Source organism: Parasulfuritortus cantonensis, assembly GCF_004337445.1.
Lineage (GTDB): Bacteria > Pseudomonadota > Gammaproteobacteria > Burkholderiales > Thiobacillaceae > Parasulfuritortus > Parasulfuritortus cantonensis.
This window is the reverse complement of the sequence record NZ_SJZB01000032.1, coordinates 65,296-83,628: the sequence shown is the minus strand read 5'-3', so window position 1 is coordinate 83,628 and position 18,333 is coordinate 65,296. Positions and strand designations below refer to the sequence as shown.

General features: G+C 67.9%; 18 protein-coding genes and 2 pseudogenes. 8 read left to right on the top strand and 12 right to left on the bottom strand.

What is annotated here, in order from left to right:
* Positions 1-2: 2 nt before the first annotated feature.
* Genes nikR through EZJ19_RS08680 form a run of 6 tightly spaced genes read right to left on the bottom strand, consistent with a single transcriptional unit; the run spans position 3 to position 5,579 of the window.
* Entirely contained in the window at positions 3-476 is a 474-nt protein-coding gene (nikR, locus tag EZJ19_RS08705) for a nickel-responsive transcriptional regulator NikR (protein WP_131446666.1), read from the bottom strand.
* An 8-nt stretch (positions 477-484) separates the two neighbouring features.
* Positions 485-1,846, bottom strand: a complete 1,362-nt coding sequence (gene glnT / locus EZJ19_RS08700; RefSeq protein ID WP_131446664.1) for a type III glutamate--ammonia ligase — start codon at positions 1,844-1,846, stop codon at positions 485-487.
* Between the two features lie 31 nt (positions 1,847-1,877).
* Positions 1,878-2,636 carry a creatininase family protein gene (locus tag EZJ19_RS08695; RefSeq protein ID WP_131446662.1) on the bottom strand — a complete coding sequence of 253 codons (759 nt, stop codon included), beginning with the start codon at positions 2,634-2,636 and terminating at the stop codon, positions 1,878-1,880.
* Between the two features lie 13 nt (positions 2,637-2,649).
* Positions 2,650-3,567, bottom strand: a complete 918-nt coding sequence (locus EZJ19_RS08690) for an ABC transporter ATP-binding protein (RefSeq protein ID WP_131446660.1) — start codon at positions 3,565-3,567, stop codon at positions 2,650-2,652.
* Between the two features lie 3 nt (positions 3,568-3,570).
* On the bottom strand, positions 3,571-4,539 hold the full coding sequence (locus EZJ19_RS08685; protein WP_131446658.1) for an ABC transporter permease: 969 nt from the start codon (positions 4,537-4,539) through the stop codon (positions 3,571-3,573).
* Between the two features lie 35 nt (positions 4,540-4,574).
* Entirely contained in the window at positions 4,575-5,579 is a 1,005-nt protein-coding gene (locus EZJ19_RS08680; protein ID WP_131446656.1) for an ABC transporter substrate-binding protein, read from the bottom strand.
* A 314-nt stretch (positions 5,580-5,893) separates the two neighbouring features.
* On the opposite strand from EZJ19_RS08680, the gene EZJ19_RS08675 reads away from it, so the two are divergent.
* From EZJ19_RS08675 to EZJ19_RS08665, 3 genes are all read left to right on the top strand, one after another.
* Positions 5,894-6,283, top strand: coding sequence for a gamma-butyrobetaine hydroxylase family protein (locus tag EZJ19_RS08675; RefSeq protein WP_131446654.1), 390 nt, complete (start codon positions 5,894-5,896; stop codon positions 6,281-6,283).
* Between the two features lie 4 nt (positions 6,284-6,287).
* Complete coding sequence (locus EZJ19_RS08670; RefSeq protein WP_131446652.1) at positions 6,288-7,157, top strand: fructosamine kinase family protein; 870 nt, start codon at positions 6,288-6,290, stop codon at positions 7,155-7,157.
* A 64-nt stretch (positions 7,158-7,221) separates the two neighbouring features.
* Entirely contained in the window at positions 7,222-8,142 is a 921-nt protein-coding gene (locus EZJ19_RS08665) for a L,D-transpeptidase family protein (protein WP_131446650.1), read from the top strand.
* Here EZJ19_RS08665 and rng read toward each other — a convergent pair.
* The 6 genes and pseudogenes from rng to EZJ19_RS08635 form a co-directional block, all read right to left on the bottom strand.
* A pseudogene (gene rng / locus EZJ19_RS08660) lies at positions 8,139-9,589 on the bottom strand (ribonuclease G). The gene EZJ19_RS08665 and the pseudogene rng overlap by 4 nt on opposite strands.
* 6 nt (positions 9,590-9,595) lie before the next feature.
* Complete coding sequence (locus tag EZJ19_RS08655; protein WP_131446648.1) at positions 9,596-10,282, bottom strand: Maf family protein; 687 nt, start codon at positions 10,280-10,282, stop codon at positions 9,596-9,598.
* A gap of 9 nt (positions 10,283-10,291) precedes the next feature.
* Positions 10,292-10,759 (bottom strand): 23S rRNA (pseudouridine(1915)-N(3))-methyltransferase RlmH, encoded by a 468-nt coding sequence (gene rlmH / locus EZJ19_RS08650; RefSeq protein ID WP_131446646.1) that lies wholly within the window; start codon positions 10,757-10,759, stop codon positions 10,292-10,294.
* A gap of 138 nt (positions 10,760-10,897) precedes the next feature.
* Positions 10,898-12,316 carry an ammonium transporter gene (locus tag EZJ19_RS08645; RefSeq protein WP_131446644.1) on the bottom strand — a complete coding sequence of 473 codons (1,419 nt, stop codon included), beginning with the start codon at positions 12,314-12,316 and terminating at the stop codon, positions 10,898-10,900.
* Positions 12,317-12,328: 12 nt separating this feature from the next.
* Positions 12,329-12,667 carry a P-II family nitrogen regulator gene (locus EZJ19_RS08640; protein WP_131446642.1) on the bottom strand — a complete coding sequence of 113 codons (339 nt, stop codon included), beginning with the start codon at positions 12,665-12,667 and terminating at the stop codon, positions 12,329-12,331.
* Positions 12,668-12,738: 71 nt separating this feature from the next.
* The gene (locus tag EZJ19_RS08635) at positions 12,739-13,515 is read right to left on the bottom strand and encodes a TorF family putative porin (protein ID WP_131446640.1); all 777 of its coding nucleotides are present in this window, start codon (positions 13,513-13,515) and stop codon (positions 12,739-12,741) included.
* 245 nt (positions 13,516-13,760) lie between these two features.
* Between EZJ19_RS08635 and EZJ19_RS08630 the strand changes: the two genes are divergently transcribed.
* The 5 genes and pseudogenes from EZJ19_RS08630 (at position 13,761) to EZJ19_RS08610 (ending at position 18,288) form a co-directional block, all read left to right on the top strand.
* The gene (locus tag EZJ19_RS08630; RefSeq protein ID WP_131446638.1) at positions 13,761-13,997 is read left to right on the top strand and encodes an accessory factor UbiK family protein; all 237 of its coding nucleotides are present in this window, start codon (positions 13,761-13,763) and stop codon (positions 13,995-13,997) included.
* A 14-nt stretch (positions 13,998-14,011) separates the two neighbouring features.
* A pseudogene (locus tag EZJ19_RS16375) lies at positions 14,012-15,504 on the top strand (YifB family Mg chelatase-like AAA ATPase).
* Positions 15,501-16,529, top strand: a complete 1,029-nt coding sequence (locus tag EZJ19_RS16370) for a VIT1/CCC1 transporter family protein (protein ID WP_131446636.1) — start codon at positions 15,501-15,503, stop codon at positions 16,527-16,529. Before EZJ19_RS16375 ends, EZJ19_RS16370 begins: the two are co-directional and overlap by 4 nt.
* A 31-nt stretch (positions 16,530-16,560) precedes the next feature.
* Positions 16,561-17,391, top strand: a complete 831-nt coding sequence (gene metF / locus EZJ19_RS08615; protein WP_131446634.1) for a methylenetetrahydrofolate reductase [NAD(P)H] — start codon at positions 16,561-16,563, stop codon at positions 17,389-17,391.
* Between the two features lie 246 nt (positions 17,392-17,637).
* Entirely contained in the window at positions 17,638-18,288 is a 651-nt protein-coding gene (locus EZJ19_RS08610; protein ID WP_240754710.1) for a response regulator, read from the top strand.
* Positions 18,289-18,333: the final 45 nt, after the last annotated feature.

The following is an 18,333-nucleotide window of genomic DNA, read 5'->3' as shown; positions in this document are numbered from 1 at the left end:
GGTTATTCCTCGATGGCGTCCGCGGGCGCGTGCAGGGGCGGGATGACCGCCGCCAGCAGTTGCAGGCGCCCGGTGATGACGCCGCGCTGGGCGAGCATCTCGTCGGCGATCGCCTGCAGCTTGGCGGCCGGGCCCTGGACCAGGACCACTTCCAGCATCTGGTCCTCGGTCAGGTGCACGTGCAGCGAACTGATGACTTCCGCGATGTGCTGGTACTGCAGGTCGGCCAGCTTGCCCTGCAGGCCGCGCGTGGCGCGGTTGTAGAGCAGGGTCAGGGTGCCGGCCATGACTTCGTTGCCGAGCCGCCGCTTGTGCTCGGCCAACTGGTAATTGACCATCTCGCCGATCGCCTGGGAACGGCTCAGGTAGCCGCGGCTCTCGACCATGGCGTCGAGTTCCGTGAGCAGGTCGGGCGGCAGCGAGACACTGATCCGGCTGACCAGGGAGGTGGGCTTTTCCAGTTGGCTCGTCTTCATGGCGCGGCTCAGAACATGTAGCTGTAGCGTTCGACTTCCCACTTGCTCACCGACAAGTGGTAGGCCTCCCATTCCTCGGTCTTGTAGCGGATGAACTCGTCGCGCAGTTCCTTGCCCAGGGTGGCCTCGACCAGCGGGTCGGCGGCGAAGGCTTCGACCGCCTCCTGCAGGGTCTGGGGCAGGAACTCGATGCCGCGCTCGGCACGCTCGGCCTCGCTGATGGCGTACAGGTTGTCCTCGTTCGGCTTGCCCGGGTCGAGGCCCTCGCGGACCCCCTCCAGGCCGGCGGCCAGGACCAGCGTGGCGGCCAGGTAGGGGTTGACCGCGCCGTCGGCGTTGCGCGACTCGCAGCGGCCGCCGCCGGCCGGGATGCGCACCGAGTTGGTGCGGTTGTTGGAACCGTAGGAGTTGAACACCGGGGCCCAGGAGAAGTAGCTCATGGCACCCCGGCGGACCAGGCGCTTGTAGCTGTTCACGGTCGGCGCGAAGACGGCGCAGAGGGCGCGGCCGTGCTTCAGGATGCCGGCCACGAAGCTGTAGCCGAGCGGGGTCAGGCCGATGCCGTTGGGGTCCTCCTCGGGCTTGCAGGCGAACAGGTTCTTGCCGGTGCCGAGGTCGTAGAGCGACATGTTGAAGTGGGCGCCGTTGCCGGTCTTGTCGGCGAAGGGCTTGGGCATCATGGTGGCGACCAGGCCTTCCTCGCGGGCGTAGTGCTTGGCCATGAAGCGGAAGAAGGTCAGGCGGTCGCAGGTGGTCAGGGCGTCGGCGTAGTTGAAGTCGAACTCGAACTGGCCGTTGGCGTCCTCGTGGTCGAAGGAATACAGGTCCCAGCCGAGGTCGTTGATGGTCGTGGCCATCTTGTCCAGCCAGCTGAAGTTGTTGGTGAAGCCGCGCACGTCGTAGCAGGGCTTGTTGAGCTTGTCCTCGGGGTCGGGCACGGACAGGCTGCCGTCCTCGCCCTGCTTGAGCAGGAAGATCTCGCACTCGATGCCCAGGTTCATGCCGTAGCCCATCTTGGCGGCCTCGGCCAGCTGGTTTTTCAGGGCGACCCGGGTGTTGAGGGCGTAGGGCTGGCCCTGGAAGTGGTTGTCGGCCGGGATCCAGGCGATCTTGGGCTCCCAGGGCAGCTGGATGGCGCGGTCGAGGTCGGGCACCGAGGTCAGTTCGTCGTCGTTGGGGGCCTGGCCGAGGCCGTCCAGGGCGTAGCCGGTGTAGCGCTCCGAGCCCTTGGCCATGTGGCCGAGGTGGTCGATCGGCACCACCTTGGCCTTGGGCACGCCGTGGATGTCGACGTAGGCGCCGATGCAGTATTTGACGCCCTTGCCGGTGAGTTCCTGCTTCAGGCTGGTGATCTGTTCCGTGGTGTACATGATGTCCTTGGTCTGTGGATGGCGGGGCCGCTCAGGCGGTCTCGAAATAGGAATGGGGCAGGGGCGGCTGCTCGCTGCAGCCGATGCGGACGCGCTCGGCCAGGTCCTCGACCAGCCAGTCGAACCAGACCTGGCCCTTGCCGCGGCTGGCCTGGCTGGGCGTGCCGGTGACGCCGTTCGCGCTGGTGCGGTTGACCGGATGGGCGAAGACGCAGCCGCAGGTGCGGTCGGGGTCGTCGGCCTCGGCGAACTTGTCCGGGCGCACCGAGTCGGGGGCGATGGCGAGCATGATCGAGGTCTCGGCGTCGTTGGCGTGCCAGTCCTCGGCGTCGGCGAAGTGGAAGTGGCGCACCCGCTCGCTGATGGTGGCGGTGTTGATCACCGCGACCATGAGGTCGTCGTGTTCGGCGCGCAGCATCTCCAGGGCGCAGCGCAGCGGCGCGGCGTTGGTGACGTGGGCGTTGACGATGAACAGGCGGCGGATGCCGGAGTGGTAGGCCCAGTCGCCGATCTGCTTGACCACTTCGATCAGGGTCACCGGCGGCAGGGCCAGGGTGCCCGGCCAGCGCCGGCTGTGGCCGAGCGAGCAGCCGTACGGCAGGGTCGGCAGCATGGGCACGCCGGTCCTGGCGGCCACGGCGGCGCACAGCCGCTCGGCGATGATGAAGTCGACGCCGGTGCCCAGGTGCGGGCCGTGCTGCTCGGTGGCGCCCACCGGCAGGATGGCGGCCTGGCCGCAGCGGGCCAGGACGTCGGGGATTTCGGACCAGGTCAGGTCTTGCCAAAGCATTGCGTCGCTCTCTCTATTCGACGTTGTCGTTGATGTCGGTGAGGCGGATCAGGTGCGGTTTCACCTTGTCGTCCTCCTCGTCCTCGGGGGCGTGCTCGGCGGCCGGGTGGATCAGTTCCTCCAGGCGCGCCTTGGTGGCCCGGAATTCCGGGCTGTTGAACTGGCCCGGCGTGCGCGGCCGCGGCACCGGCACCTCGATCACCTCCTGCACCTCGCCCGGGTGGGCCTTGAGGACCAGGATGCGGTCGGCCAGGTAGATGGCCTCGTCGAGGTCGTGGGTGATGAACAGCACGGTGATGTCGATGTTCTTCCAGATGTCGATCAGGTGGGTCTGCATCCGGGCCCGGGTCTGCGCGTCGAGGGCGCCGAACGGTTCGTCCATGAGCAGGATGCGGGGCTGGTTGACCAGGGCGCGGGCGATCGCGACGCGCTGGCGCATGCCGCCGGAAAGCTGGTGCGGGTAGGCGTCGGCGAACTTCTCCAGGCCGACCAGATCGAGCCACATCATGGCGTCGTGCTCGGCCTCGTCGCGGCCGCGGCCGTTCATCTGGGGGCCGAACATGACGTTCTTCTTGACGGTCAGCCAGGGGAACAGCGAATAGCCCTGGAACACCATGCCGCGGTCCTGGCCCGGGCCCTTGATCGGCTTGCCGTCGAGCAGGGCCTCGCCGTCGGTGTGCTGGTCGAGGCCGGCCAGGATGCGGATCAGGGTCGACTTGCCGCAGCCCGAGGGGCCGATGACGCAGACGAATTCGCGCCGACGCACGCTGAAGTCGATGCCTTTCAGGGCCTCGGTGTCGCCCTGGGGGGTGCGGTAGCGCTTGCCCAGGCCGCGCACCTCGAGGATGACCTCGCGGTTGCGGATGCGTTCGAAGCGGGCCCGGACTTCCGGCGACTGGTCGAGATGGCTGGGCAGGGTTTCCTGGTTCATGGCTCAGCTCCTATCCTGGGTGCGGTCCCAGGGGAACAGGCGCCGGCCCAGCCAGGCCAGCACCAGGTCGGTACCGAAACCGATGATGCCGATGGTCATGATGGCGGCGTAGACGTTGTCGAAATGCTGGTAGCGGGCCTGCTGGGTGATGAACCAGGTGATGCCCGAGCTGGTGCCGATCAGTTCGGCGACGATCAGGTAGGTCCAGGCCCAGCCGAGCAGGATGCGCTGGTCGCGGTAGAGGTCGGGCAGGATGCCCGGCACCACCACCTTGGTCAGCAGCTTGAGGTTCCTGGTGCCGAGCGTGCGGGCGGCCTCGATGATGGTGGCCTCCAGCTTGCGCGTGGTGTTGGCGATGATCAGCACCTGCTGGAACAGGGTGCCGATGACGATGATGGCGATCTTGGGACCGTCGTAGATGCCGAGGATGGCCACCGCCAGGGCGCCGAAGGCGGGCGCCGGCAGGTAGCGGAAGAATTCGATGAAGGGTTCGTTCAGCCGGCCGACCAGGTTGTAGGTGCCGGACAGGATGCCGAGCGGCACGCCGATGAGCGACGAGATCAGGAAGCCCCAGAAGATGATCTGGATGCTGTGCCACAGGCTGGCAGGCATCGAGGGCACGTCGGTGTTGGTCGGCGGATTCGCGAAACCGTTGTAGAAGGCCTTCGCCACTTCGTCGGGCGCCGGCAGGTAGATCGGGTTGGAGGGGTGGCCCACCGGCGGCGCCAGCTGGGACTGCTCCATGTTGGCGACTTCCTCGGCGAACATGGGCTTGTCCACCAGCATGCCGGCCTGTAAGTAGTCCACGTCGCCGGGGTCGGTGACGTAGACCTTGGGATGCCATACGAAAGGCACGTAGCTGACCAGGCTCCAGACCAGCAACGGGATCAGAAACGAACCGATGGCCAGCAGCGTTCGACTGCGTGCGTCGACGCTCATGCTGTTGGCGAACCAGTTGGCGATCGTGTTCATTTCCGCTCCGTTGTCAGTCTGTCTCGGTCAGGACGTCACTTCAGGGCGGCGTCGGTGAAGGACGGGTCGATGTAGCCGTCGACGTCCTGGTGGCTCTTGTAGACGCCGTTGGCGACGTTGAAGTCGTCGGCGACCTTGGAGGAGCCGTACAGCGAGCCGAAGCCGGGGCCCTTGGCCATGACCTTCTTGCCTTCCTCCAGGCTGAGCAGCTTGGTGCCCTTCAGGAAGCGGGTGTAGGCGGCCGGCGCGACGCCGACGCGGGAGGCCATGATCTTGACGGCGTCGGGCTGGGTCTTGGGATCGTTGATGTACTTGACGACCTTGTCCCAGACCTTGACCACCTTGACCCACTCGGCCTTGCGCTGCTTGGCGCTGACCGGGTTGACCGCGACCACGTCGTAGATCAGGCCGGGCTCGTTGGCCGAGGTGTAGACCGGGCGGGAGCCGGGCAGCGACTTCATGGCCTGGCCGGAGATGGGCTGCCAGGCGCCGACCGCGGCGACGTCGCCGGAGGCCAGGACCTGCGGCATCTCGTTGGTCTTGGCGTTCACCAGGGTGACGTCGGACTCCTTCATGCCCATCTTCTTGAGGCCGTTCAGGAGCAGCAGGTGCTCGACCAAGCCTTCCTCGACGGCGACCTTCTTGCCCTTGAGGTCCTTCAGCGACTTGATGCCGGGCTTCGCCACGATCATGTCGTTGCCGTTGGAATAGTCGGTGAGCATGATCATCACGCTCTTGCCGCCGGCGGCGCCGGTGACCAGGGCGTCGCCGTTGGTCATGGTGACGGCATCGATCTTGCCGGCCGAGAAGGCGTCCATGGAGGCCGAGTAGTCGAACCACTCGAAGTCGACGGCGACGCCGGCTTCCTTGAGCCAGCCCTTGTCGATGGCGACCTGCCAGGCCACCCAGCCCGGCCAGTCGCTGTAACCGATCTTGAGGGGCGGCGCGGCCTGGGCGGCGAAGGCCAGCGCGGCGGTGGCGGGCAGGATGACACGGGCCAGCAGGTGCTTCATGGTGCTTCCGAACGACTTCCGGTTCATGGTCGACTCCTTGTTCGTGGGTATTACTGAAATGAATATCCGTAATATTCGTCACCTGTTCAGCAAGCCCCGTGCCAGTGTCCGGGCCAATGCGTATCTGGCTGATATTTAATGGTTAAGTATTGATACGCAGGTTGTCCGGTGTGGTCATTGCAGGCCCGCCGCCGCATGGTTTCGGTGCGCAAGGCACCAATTTGGGCCGTTTCGGGCCTTGCCGGGGCCCGTCTAATACCCGACAAAAACAATCGGTCATTGCCCGGGCCGCGTTAGGCTGGCAAACTAGCGGGATTCCCTTTCATCACCGAGGTATCCGTATGGCCGGCCTGAGCAACCAAGTTCCCACGCCCACCGAGATCAAGATGCACCAGCAGTCGAAGGTCATGGAGATCGCCTTCGACGACGGCAGCCGCTTCAACCTGCCGTTCGAGTTCCTGCGCGTGTTCTCGCCTTCGGCCGAGGTGCGCGGCCACGGTCCGGGCCAGGAGACCCTGCAGGTCGGCAAGAAGAACGTCGACATCAGCGCGATCGAGCCGGTCGGCCATTACGCCGTGGTCCTGGTGTTCGACGACAAGCACGATTCCGGCATCTATTCCTGGGACTACCTGTACGACCTGGGCAAGCACCAGGACGTCTACTGGCAGGAGTACCTGCGCCGCCTCGAGGAGGCCGGCGAATCGCGCGAACCCAAGACCCTGCTGCCCTGAACCGGTGAGCGGGCTGGCCGAGGCGATCGGCGCCGCCACCGGGGCGGCGTTCGCCATCGCCACCCGGCAGCCGGTCGGCGGCGGCGACATCAACGAGGCGGAACGCCTGGTCGGGCGCGACGGCCGCCGCTACTTCGTGAAGGTGAACCGGGCCGAACGCCTGGCCATGTTCGAGGCCGAGGCCGAAGGCCTGGCCGAGATCCTCGCCAGCGGCGCGATCGCTGCGCCGCAGCCGGTCTGCAGCGGGGTCGACGGCGGCCGGGCCTTCCTGGTCCTGGAGTACCTCGAGCTGGACGGCCGCGGCGATGCCGGCGAACTGGGCCGCCGGCTGGCGGCCATGCACCGCCAGCGCCACGCGACGTTCGGCTGGCGGCGCGACAACACCATCGGGGCGACCGCGCAGGTCAACGAGCCGGCGCCCGCCTGGGTCGACTTCCTGCGCGAGCGCCGCTTGGCGTTCCAACTCGGCCTGGCCGCCCGCAACGGCGCGCCGCGCCGCCTGGTCGAGCAGGGCGAGCGCCTGCTCGCCGGGCTCGGCGGTTTCTTCCCCGGCTACACGCCGGTGCCCTCCCTGCTGCACGGCGACCTTTGGGGCGGCAACTACGGCTACGCCGGCGGGCGGCCGGTATTGTTCGACCCGGCCGTCTACTACGGCGACCGCGAGGCCGACCTGGCCATGACCGAACTGTTCGGCGGCTTCCCGGCCGCCTTCATGGCCGCCTACCACGAGGCGTGGCCGATCGATCCCGGCTATCCGGTCCGGCGCAGCCTGTACAACCTCTACCACGTGCTCAACCACTACAACCTGTTCGGCGGCGGCTATGCCGGCCAGGCCGAGCGCATGATCGCCATGCTGTTGGCGGAAAGCCGCTGACGGCGGCGCCCGGTTTTCGGATAATCGGGTCCCTTGTGCATGGACCCGACTGGACGGACCGCGCTTGAACATCGCTCCCTATCTATTGATGGCCGGCCTGCTGGCCGGCGTCGCCAACCACGCCGGCGCGGACGCCATGCCGCTCGGACCGGCGGGCGACGACCTGGTCGGCAGCATGAAGGCGGTGGCCAGCCGTGCCGACGCCACCCTGCTGGACATCGCCAGCCGCTACCAGTACGGCTACGAGCAGGTCCGCGTGGCCAATCCCAAGGTCGAGCCGGGCCAGCCGGTGGCGACCTCCTGGGTCCTGCTGCCCGGCCGCCTGGTCCTGCCGGCGGCGCCCCGCACCGGCATCGTCGTCAACCTGCCCGAGATGCGCCTGTACTATTACCCGGTGCCGGAGGCGGGCCGGGCCGCCAGCGTGCTGGCCTATCCGATCGGCATCGGCAAGGAGGGCTGGCAGGTGCCCACCCTGCAGGCGCGCATCACCAGCAAGGCGCGCGACCCGGCCTGGCACGTGCCGGCGGCCATACGGCGGGAGCAGGCGGAACTCGGCGAGCCGCTGCCCGCCGTGGTGCCGCCGGGACCGGACAACCCCCTCGGCGCCTACGCCATGCGCATCGGCGCCACGGACTACCTGATCCACGGCAGCAACCAGGGTTACGGCGCCGGCATGCGGGTCAGCCACGGTTGCCTGCGCATGGAGCCGGAACCCCTGCGCGACCTGTTCGACCGGGTCGCCGTGGGGACGCCGGTGCGCATCGTCAACCAGCCCTACAAGGTCGCCGTGCACGACGGCCAGCTCTACCTGGAGGCCCACCCGGCCCTGGCCGAGGAGCGGGCCGAGACCGGCAAGACCGCCATGGTGGCGGCGCTCATCCGGGCCACCGGCGAGCGCCCCTACCGGGTCGACTGGGACAAGGCCTTCCGGGTCGTCGAGCAGGCGCGCGGCGTGCCGGTCGTGATCGGCAGCCTGCTGCCCTAGAGCAGGATGATGTCGTACTGCTCCTGGGTGAACAGGCCCTCGACCTGGAGCGACACTGGTTTGCCGATGAAGTCCGACAACTGGGCCAGGTTCTGCGATTCCTCGTCCAGGAACAGGTCGATGACGGTCTGCGAGGCCAGGATGCGGAACTCGCGGGCGTTGAACTGACGCGCCTCGCGCATGAGGTTGCGCAGGATCTCGTAGCACACGCTCTGGGCGGTCTTGATCTGGCCGCGCCCCTGGCAGGTCGGGCAGGGCTCGCAGATCTGCCGGGCCAGGCTCTCCCGGGTGCGCTTGCGGGTCATCTCGACCAGGCCCAGGGAGGTGAAGCCGTTGATGGTGATGCGGGTGCGGTCGCGCGCCATGGCCTTGGTCACTTCGCCCAGCACGGCCTCCTTGTGCTCGGCGACGTCCATGTCGATGAAGTCGATGATGATGATGCCGCCCAGGTTGCGCAGGCGGAGCTGCCGGGCGATGGCCTGGGCCGCCTCCAGGTTGGTCTTGAAGATGGTCTCGTCGAAGGTGCGCCCGCTGGTGTAGCCGCCGGTGTTGACGTCGATGGTGGTGAGCGCCTCGGTCTGGTCGATGATCAGGTAGCCGCCCGACTTCAGGTCGACGCGCCGGCCCAGCGCCCGTTCGATCTCCTCCTCGACGCCATAGAGGTCGAACAGGGGCCGCTCGGCGGCGTAGTGGTTGATCTTGCCGGCCAGCTTGCGGGTGAAGTCCTCGGCGAAGCCCATCATGCGCAGGTAGGTCTCGCGCGAATCGACCAGGATGCGGTCGGTCTCGTCGTTGGCGAAGTCGCGCAGGACGCGGTGCGCCAGGTCCAGCTCCTGGTAGATCAGGCACGGGCCCTCGCTGGTGTTGGCGCGGTTCTTGATCGCGTCCCAGAGGGTGTGCAGGTACTCCACGTCGGCGGCCAGGTCGCAGTCCTCGGCCATGTTGGCCATGGTCCGGATGATGAAGCCGCCGTGCTCGTCCTGGGGCAGCAGGCTCTGCAGGCGCACGCGCAGCAGCTCCCGCTCGGCCTCGTCCTCGATCTTCTGGGAGATGCCGATGCGGGTCTCCTGGGGCAGGTAGACGAGAAAGCGCCCGGCCATGCTGATCTGGGTCGACAGGCGCGCGCCCTTGGCGCTGATCGGGTCCTTGATGACCTGGACCAGGACGTTCTGGCCTTCGTGCAGCAGGCGTTCGATGGGCCGCACGACGTCGCCTTCGCGGGCGTCCCAGATGTCGCCGACGTGCAGGAACGCGGCCCGGTCCAGGCCGATGTCGATGAAGGCCGATTGCATGCCCGGCAGCACCCGGCTGACCTTGCCCAGGTAGATGTTGCCGACCAGGCCGCGCTGGCTGGCCCGCTCGATGTGCAGTTCCTGTACCGCGCCCAGGTAGGTGACCGCGACGCGGGTCTCCTGGGGGTGACGTTGATCAATATCTCTTCGCTCATTCGAATTCAGCCCGGAGTAGATAGTCGAGAGCCGGGCAGGCGCCTGCCCGGCTCTCGACTCGCCACTCGCGTGCCCCTAGAGGACCGCCAGCCCTGCCCGGCCAGCAGGGCGCCGGTCTCGTACAGCGGCAGCCCCATGATGCCCGTGTAGCTCCCCGCGATATGCTCGATGAACAGCGCGGCCCGCCCCTGGATGCCGTAGCCGCCGGCCTTGTCGTAGGGCTCGTGGCTGGCCACATAGGCGCTGATCTCCGCCTCCGAAAGGGTCCTGAAGCGTACCTCGCTTTCCGAAACGGCAACCGCCACCTCGCCGGCCTGGGCGACGGCGACGGCCGTCAGGACGCTGTGCGTACGTCCGGAGTAGGCGCGCAGCATGGCGGCGGCCTCCTCGGCGTGGGCCGGCTTGCCGAGGATCTGGCCGGCCAGGGTCACCGTCGTGTCCGCGGCGACGACCGGGCCCTCCGGCAGGCGCCGGCCGCACAGCGCCAGCATGCCCGCCTCGGCCTTCATGCGGGCCAGGCGCCGGACGTATTCGAAGGCGGGCTCGCCGGGCAGCGGCGTCTCGTCGACGTCGGCGCGCGGCGGGGCGTGGCGCAACGGCAGGATGACCGGCACCAGGCCGATCTGGCGCAACAGCTCCAGGCGGCGCGGACTTTGCGAGGCGAGGTACACGGTTTTCGTCATGGCCGCCATTCTAACCCGTCAGTCCCGGTGGTACGGGTGGTTGGCCAGGAGGCTCCAGGCCCGATACAGCTGCTCGGCGAGCAGGACCCGGGCGAGCGCGTGCGGCAGGGTCAGGCGCGACAGCGACAGCTGGGCCGCCGCCTGTGCCAGGAGCGGGGCCGCGAGGCCGTCGGCGCCGCCGATCGCCAGGGCGACGTCGCGGCCGCTGCCGCGCCAGTCGTCCAGCAGTTGGGCGAGTTCGCGCGTGCTCACCTCGCGGCCGTGCTCGTCCAGCGCGACCAGGGTGCAGCCGTCCGGCAGCTTGTCCAGGACGCGTGCCGCCTCCAGCGCCTTGATGCGCTCCGGCGACTGGCCGGCGCGTTTCTCCGGCTTGATGGCCACGACCTCGACGCGCATCTCGCGCGGCATGCGCTTGACGTAGTCGGTGACGGCGGCTTCCGCCCAGGCGGGCAGCTTGTCGCCGACGGCGAGTATGAGTAGTTTCATGGCCCCGACTATAACCGCTTGCGGCCACGGATAAAAAAAGGCGCCTTTCGGCGCCTTTCGAAGAGCCAACCCTTGGGCGGGGATGGCGAAGGAGCAATCGTGCTCCGGTCGGGCGGCTGGCCCGCCCGACCGGTTGGCTTATTCCACGCGCTCGCCGTGCAGGGCGATGTCGAGACCTTCGCGTTCCTCTTCCTCGGAGACGCGCAGGCCGATCACCATGTCGAGCACCTTCAGGATGATGTAGGTGCCGATGGCGGTGAAGGCGATCGTGATCACGGTGCCCTTGAGCTGGATCAGGAACTGGCCCATGCCGCCGGCAGTGCCGCCGATGGCTTCGACGGCGAAGAAGCCGGTCAGCAGGGCGCCGACGATGCCGCCGATACCGTGCACGCCGAAGGCGTCCAGGGAGTCGTCGTACTTCATCATGTGCTTGAGCGAGGTGGCGCCCCAGAAGCAGGCGACGCCGGCGACCAGGCCGATGATCAGGGCACCGGTCGGATCGACGAAGCCGGACGCCGGGGTGATGGCGACCAGGCCGGCGACCGCGCCGGAGGCGATGCCCAGGACGCTGGGCTTACCCTTGCTGAACCATTCGGCGAACATCCAGGACAGGGCGGCGGCGGCGGTGGCGATCTGGGTGACCGCCATGGCCATGCCGGCACGGCCGTCAGCGGCGACGGCGGAACCGGCGTTGAAGCCGAACCAGCCGACCCACAGCATGGCAGCACCCATGATGGTCAGGGTCAGGTTGTGCGGCATCAGGGCATCCTTGCCGTAGCCGATGCGCGGGCCGAGGACCAGGGCGGCAACCAGGCCGGCAACACCGGCGTTGATGTGCACCACGGTACCGCCGGCGAAGTCCAGGACGCCCATGTCCCACATGAAGCCACCGTCGCCGGACCACACCATGTGGGCGATCGGGGCGTAGATCAGCAGGGACCAGAGGGCCATGAACCACATCATCGCGGAGAACTTCATGCGGTCGGCGAAGGCGCCGGTGATCAGGGCCGGGGTGATGATCGCGAAGGTCATCTGGAAGGTCATGAACACCGATTCCGGGATCGTGCCGGTCAGGCTGTCCTTGCCCATGCCGGCCAGGAAGGCCTTGGACAGGCTACCGAAGAAGGAATTGAAGTTGGTCACGCCCTTTTCCATGCCGGTGGTGTCGAAGGCCAGGCTGTAGCCGACGACCATCCAGAGCACCGAGATCATGGCGGTGATGGCGAAGCTCTGCATCATGGTCGCCAGGACGTTCTTCTTGCGCACCATGCCGCCGTAGAACAGGGCCAGGCCGGGAACGGTCATGAGCAGGACCAGGGCGGTGGAGGTCAGCATCCAGGCGGTGTTGCCGGTGTCGAGCTTGGGCGCCTCGGCGGCGGGGGCCGGAGCGGGCTCGGCGGCAGGGGCCGGGGCGGCCTCGGCGGGCGCCGCGGCTTCGGGGGCGGCCGGGGCGGCCTCGGTGGTCGCGGCCGGAGCGGCGGCCGGTTCTTCGGACAGGGCCAGGCCGGTAAAGCCCAACGTGCCTACCAGCAACAAACTAGCCAACAAGCGCTTCATGGTCATGTCTCCTTAAATCGCCGCTTCGCCGGCTTCGCCGGTGCGGATACGTACGACCTGTTCCAGGTCCCAGACGAAAACCTTGCCGTCGCCGATCTTGCCGGTCTGGGCAGCCTTCTGGATGGCCTCGATGGCCTGGTCGAGCAGGTCGGCCTTGACGGCGACCTCGACCTTGACCTTGGGCAGGAAATCCACGACGTACTCGGCGCCGCGGTAGAGCTCGGTATGACCCTTCTGGCGCCCGAAGCCCTTGACTTCGGTCACGGTGATGCCGGAGACGCCCAGGCCGGCCAGGGCCTCGCGTACTTCATCCAGCTTGAAGGGTTTGATGATGGCGGTGACAAATTTCATTACTGTCTCCTGTTGGTATCCTGTCCGCCCCGGTCACCCGGCCGGGAGTGGCCGGAGCGGTTGGGACCGGGTTAGAAAGACTTGTTGAAGGACAGGAACACGCGACCGTTGGCGACCTTCTTGGAATGGCTGCCATCGGCGTTGTCGGACCAGGTGTAGGTATCCTTGTCGGCATCGGTGTCGGAGTAGGCCAGGGTGAAGACGCCGAAGCCGACATCCTTGCTCACGCCGACCTTCCAGTCGGTGTAGGAGGCGTCGCCGTTGTCCTTGACGTCCTGGTAGCCGACGTGGCCGAGCACGCCCCAGCCGTCGCCCAGGTCATAGTTGGCGTTCAGCTCGACGTAGTAGCTGCCGTCGGTCTTGCCGCTCGGGTCCTTCTTGGTGCCCCAGCCGACGAAGTGGTCGGACACGGTGTAGCTGTACTTGGCGGAGAGGAACTTCCAGCTCGCGGCGACGTACACTTCGGTGGTGTCCGGATCGTTGGCGCCCTTGATCTGGTCGCCGGGGTAGTAGTAGGTGATCACGCCGACGTCGTAGCCGACGTCGCCAACCGCACCGCGGTAGCCGCCGTAGAGGTCGACTTCCATGCTGTTATTGTCCTTGAACCCGGTCGAGACCCAGTCCACGTTGGACGCCCAGGTGCCCACGTACAGGCCGCTGGAGTGAGCGTAGTCGAAACCACCCTGGATGGCGGGACCATTTTGGGTCTGCGAAACGCCACGGAAGACGTAATCGGTGGTCAGGCCGATGTTGCCGGTCAGGCTGCTGGCGGGAGCGTCCTCGGCGAGGACGGAGAAGGAAGCGGTGGCCAGGCCGGACAGGACAAGGGCGGAAACGAGTTTTTTCATCATTGGCTCCAAAGAGATTATTGCGGTGCAACAACGCACACCCCCCAATAGCATTTCCTATGCCAGCATAATTACTCCATTAAATCAGGTATTTAAAAAATAACACCGGAGGCGGGTCGGTATTGTGCACAATTCTGGTGCATTGCCGCTCCGGTTTGCACCATGCTGGCCGCTTTCGGGTGCGCTGGCCGGCGGGGCGGCCGGCTTTGGTACACTGTCCGCGAACAGTTGAACGGAGGTCGACGATGCTCAAGCAATCCCTGCTCGAGGAAATATCGGCGCGCATATCCGAGGTCATGGCCGCCTCGCCGGCGCGCGACGTGGAAAAGAATCTCAAGGCCAGCCTGGCCGGTCTGCTCGGCCGGCTCGACCTCGTCACCCGCGAGGAATTCGACGTCCAGGCGCAGGTGCTCGCGCAGACCCGCGAGCAGTTGCGCGTCCTCGAGGAGCGGCTCGCCCGCCTGGAAGGCGGCGGCACCTAACCCGGCCCGGGGCGATGAGCCTGGCGGTATTGCATACCCGGGCGCTGGCCGGCATGCAGGCGCCCGAGGTGACGGTGGAGGTGCACCTCGCCAACGGCCTGCCGGCCTTCAACCTGGTCGGCCTGCCGGAAGCCGAGGTGAAGGAGGCGCGCGACCGCGTGCGGGCGGCCATCCTGCAGTCGGGCTTCGAGTTCCCGGCCCGGCGCATCACCGTCAACCTGGCCCCGGCCGACCTGCCCAAGGAGTCGGGCCGCTTCGACCTGCCCATCGCCCTGGGCGTGCTGGCCGCCTCCGGCCAGGTGCCGGCCGCTCCCCTGGCCGGGCTGGAGTTCGCCGGCGAATTGGCCCTGACCGGTGCCTTACGGCCGATCCGGGGGGCGCTCGCCATGCTGCTCTCTGCCCGGGCCTCCGGGCGTGCCTTCGTGCTCCCGGGCCCGAGTGCCGCCGAGGGGGCGCTGGTCGCCGATGCCCGGGTATTCGCCGCCGACAGCCTGCTGGCCGTCTGCGCCCACCTGGCCGGGCGCGCCGAGTTGCCCGAGGCGGTCGCGCCGGCCCTCGCCGAGGCGGCCGCCTACGCCGATCTCGCCGAGGTGAAGGGCCAGTTGGCGGCGCGGCGGGCGCTCGAGGTGGCCGCGGCCGGCGCCCATTCCCTGCTCATGTCCGGGCCGCCCGGTACCGGCAAGTCGATGCTGGCCGGCCGGCTGCCCGGCATCCTGCCGCCGATGACCGACCGCGAGGCGCTGGAGTCGGCGGCGGTGCGTTCCCTGGCGGGCGACTTCCAGCCCGCCGACTGGCGCCAGCGCCCGATGCGGGCACCGCATCATTCGGCTTCCGCGGTGGCCCTGATCGGCGGCGGCGGCAACCCGCGGCCGGGCGAGGTCAGCCTGGCCCATCACGGCGTGCTGTTCCTCGACGAGCTGCCGGAATTCTCCCGTCAGGCCCTCGAGGTCCTGCGCGAACCCCTGGAGTCCGGGCGCATCACCATCTCCCGGGCCGCCCGCCAGGCCGATTTTCCGGCCCGCTTCCAGCTCGTTGCCGCCATGAATCCGTGCCCGTGCGGCTACCTGGGGCATCCGTCCGGCCGCTGCCGTTGCACCCCGGAGCAGGTGGCGCGCTACCGCGCCAGGCTGTCGGGTCCGCTGCTGGACCGCATCGACCTCCATGTCGAGGTCCCCGCGCTGCCCGAACAGGACCTGGTCGGCGCGCCGGCCGGGGAGGCGTCGGCCGCCGTGCGGGCGCGGGTGGTCGCCGCGCGGGCGCGCCAGCTGGCGCGCCAGGGCAAGAGCAACGCCGAGTTGACGGTCGCCGAGATCGACCGCTACTGTGCGGTCGATGCGGCGGCGGCCAACCAGCTGCGCCAGGCCATCGCCCGGCTCAACCTGTCCGCGCGCGCCTACCACCGGGTGCTCAAGTTGGCCCGCACGCTGGCCGACCTGGCCGGGCAGGAAGGCATCACCACCCCCACATCGCCGAGGCGATCCAATATCGACGCGGAGTCTTGCCATGAGCAACGGGCAGTATCTCGACGGCTGGCGCGAGGAGAAGCGTTCGGCGTGGCTGTACCGCATCCTCTCGGATGCCGAGTCGGGCACGCCGCGCCAGGTGCTTTTCCTGGAACTGGCGCGGGCGGCCGAGGAGCAGGCCGAATTGTGGGCGGCCGAATTGGCCAAGGCCGGCGGCACCGTCCCGGCGGCCTTCCGGCCGGACCTGCGCAGCCGCCTGGTGGGCTGGCTGGTGGGCCGGCTCGGCATCGTGCCCATGCGTTCCATCCTGTCGGCGATGAAGGTGCGCGGGATGGCCCTGTACAGCCCGGCCGAGACGGCCGACCGCGGCCACGGCGGCGGCGAGCGCCACCGGATGCCGGGCGGCGGCAGCCTGCGCGCCGCGGTATTCGGGGTCAACGACGGTCTGGTCTCGAATGCCAGCCTGATCCTCGGCGTGGCGGGGGCCTCGGGCGACCCCGCCGTGGTGGTGATGTCGGGCGTCGCCGGGCTGCTCGCCGGGGCCTTCTCGATGGCCGCGGGGGAATATGTCTCGGTGCGTGCCCAGCGCGAGTTCTTCGAATACCAGATCGGTCTCGAACGCGAGGAACTCGACCAGTACCCCGGCGAGGAGGCGGCCGAACTGGCCCTGATCTACGAAGCCAAGGGACTGCCGCGCGCCGAGGCGCGCCGCCTGGCCGACACCCTGATCGCCGACCCCGACAAGGCCCTGGATACCCTGGCGCGCGAGGAACTGGGCCTCAACCCCGAGGAACTGGGTTCCCCCTGGACGGCGGCGCTGGCCTCCTTCGGCGCCTTCGCCGCCGGTGCCGTGGTGCCCCTGCTGCCGTACCTGCTGCTGTCCGGCAACGTCGCCCTGAAGGGCGCCGCGGTGGCGACGGCGATCAGCCTGTTCGGCGTCGGTGCCACGCTGAGCCTGTTCACCGGCCGCAAGTCCTGGCAGGGCGGCCTGCGCATGCTGGCCATCGGCGCCGCCGCGGGGGCCGCGACCTGGCTGATCGGGCGGGCGCTGGGGGTGGCGCTCGGTTAGAATCGCGCCATCCCCAGACCGAGTAGCCGACATGAGCGAGCGCATCTACAGCATGGAGTTCTTCCCGCCCAAGACCGCGGAAGGGGCGGCCAAGTTGCGGGAGACGCGCCGGCAACTCGCCCAGCTCAAGCCCAAGTTCTTCTCGGTGACCTTCGGTGCCGGCGGCTCCACGCGCGACCGCACCCTGGAGACCGTGCTGGAGATCCAGGCCGAGGGCCAGGCCGCCGCGCCGCACCTGTCCTGCATCGGTTCCACGCGGGAGAACATCCGCGACATCCTGGAGACCTACAAGGCCAATGGCATCCGCCACATCGTCGCCCTGCGCGGTGACCAGCCCTCGGGGGTGGCGGACCCGGGCGAGTTCCGCTACGCCAACGAACTGGTCGCCTTCATCCGGGCGGAAACCGGCGACTGGTTCGACATCGAGGTGGCCGCCTATCCCGAGGTGCACCCGCAGGCGCGCAACCACGACGACGACCTGCGCAATTTCAAGCGCAAGGTCGATGCCGGCGCCAACGCGGCGATCACCCAGTATTTCTTCAATGCCGACGCCTATCTCTACTTCCGGGACGAGTGCGAGGCCGCCGGCATCGCCATCCCCATCGTGCCCGGCATCATGCCGATCTCCAACTATGGCCAGCTGGCGCGTTTTTCGGCCATGTGCGGGGCCGAGATTCCGCGTTGGCTGGCGAAGAAATTGGAGAACTATTACGACGACAATGCCGCGATCAAGGCTTTCGGCCTCGATTTCGTGACCGGCATGTGCGAGCGTCTGCTGGCGGCGGGGGCGCCGGGCCTGCACTTCTACACCCTGAACCAGGCCGGGCTGACCAGCACCCTGTGGCAGCGCCTGGGGCTCTGACGGGCAAAAAAAACCGGGCGGGTGCCCGGTCAGGTTGGGATTGCTACGTTTTGGATAGTGTCGCTGTTGGCTCCCCGACCACCAGTGTCCGACGCGTTTCTATCTACCTTAACCACATAGTAAATGGTGGCTAGGGATTGCCGCATCTGCAAAAGGTATAAACCTCATATATCGAAAGTTATATTCCTGGGTATTAAAACTCTAGGGAGATAGAATACGTTCATAATCAGGAAGGAAAGGGAGAGTATGACCATGCGCATCCTGTTTGCTGACGATCACCCGTTGTTCCGCGAAGGCGTCAAGCCGGTGCTGCTGAAGCTGGCGCCGGATGTGGAGATCATCGAGGCGAAGGATTACCCGGCGGCCTTCGAAGCCGCCCGACAGCATCAGGACATCGATCTCGCCCTTCTGGACCTGTACATGCCCGGCATGCCCGGCATCGACGGCATCGCCCGTTTCCGGGCCTCGTTCCCGCACCTGCCGGTCGCGGTCCTGTCGGCGGCGGACGAACGCGAGAACATCCAGCGCCTGCTCGGTGACGGCGTGCTGGGCTACATCAGCAAGGCGTCGCCCAGCGACGTCATCCTGAACGCCCTCAAGCTGATGCTGGCCGGCGGGGTCTACGTCCCGCCTTCCCTGCTCGACGACGCCCGCGACGGCGGCACCCGGCCGATCGCCCCCGAGGCCGGCCGCCACGAGGCACTCACCCGGCGCCAGGTCGAGGTGTTGCGCGAACTGGCCAAGGGACTCAACAACCGGCAGATCGCCCACAATCTCAACGTTACCGAGGGGACGGTGAAGATCCACCTGGCGACCATCTTCCGGGTCCTCAACGTGAACAGCCGGACCGAGGCGCTGTTGCTCGCCCAGAAGATGGGCCTGGGCGGCAAGGATTGAGCCGCGCCGGTGGCCGAGGTCCGGGCACGGCCAGCCACGGAGGGT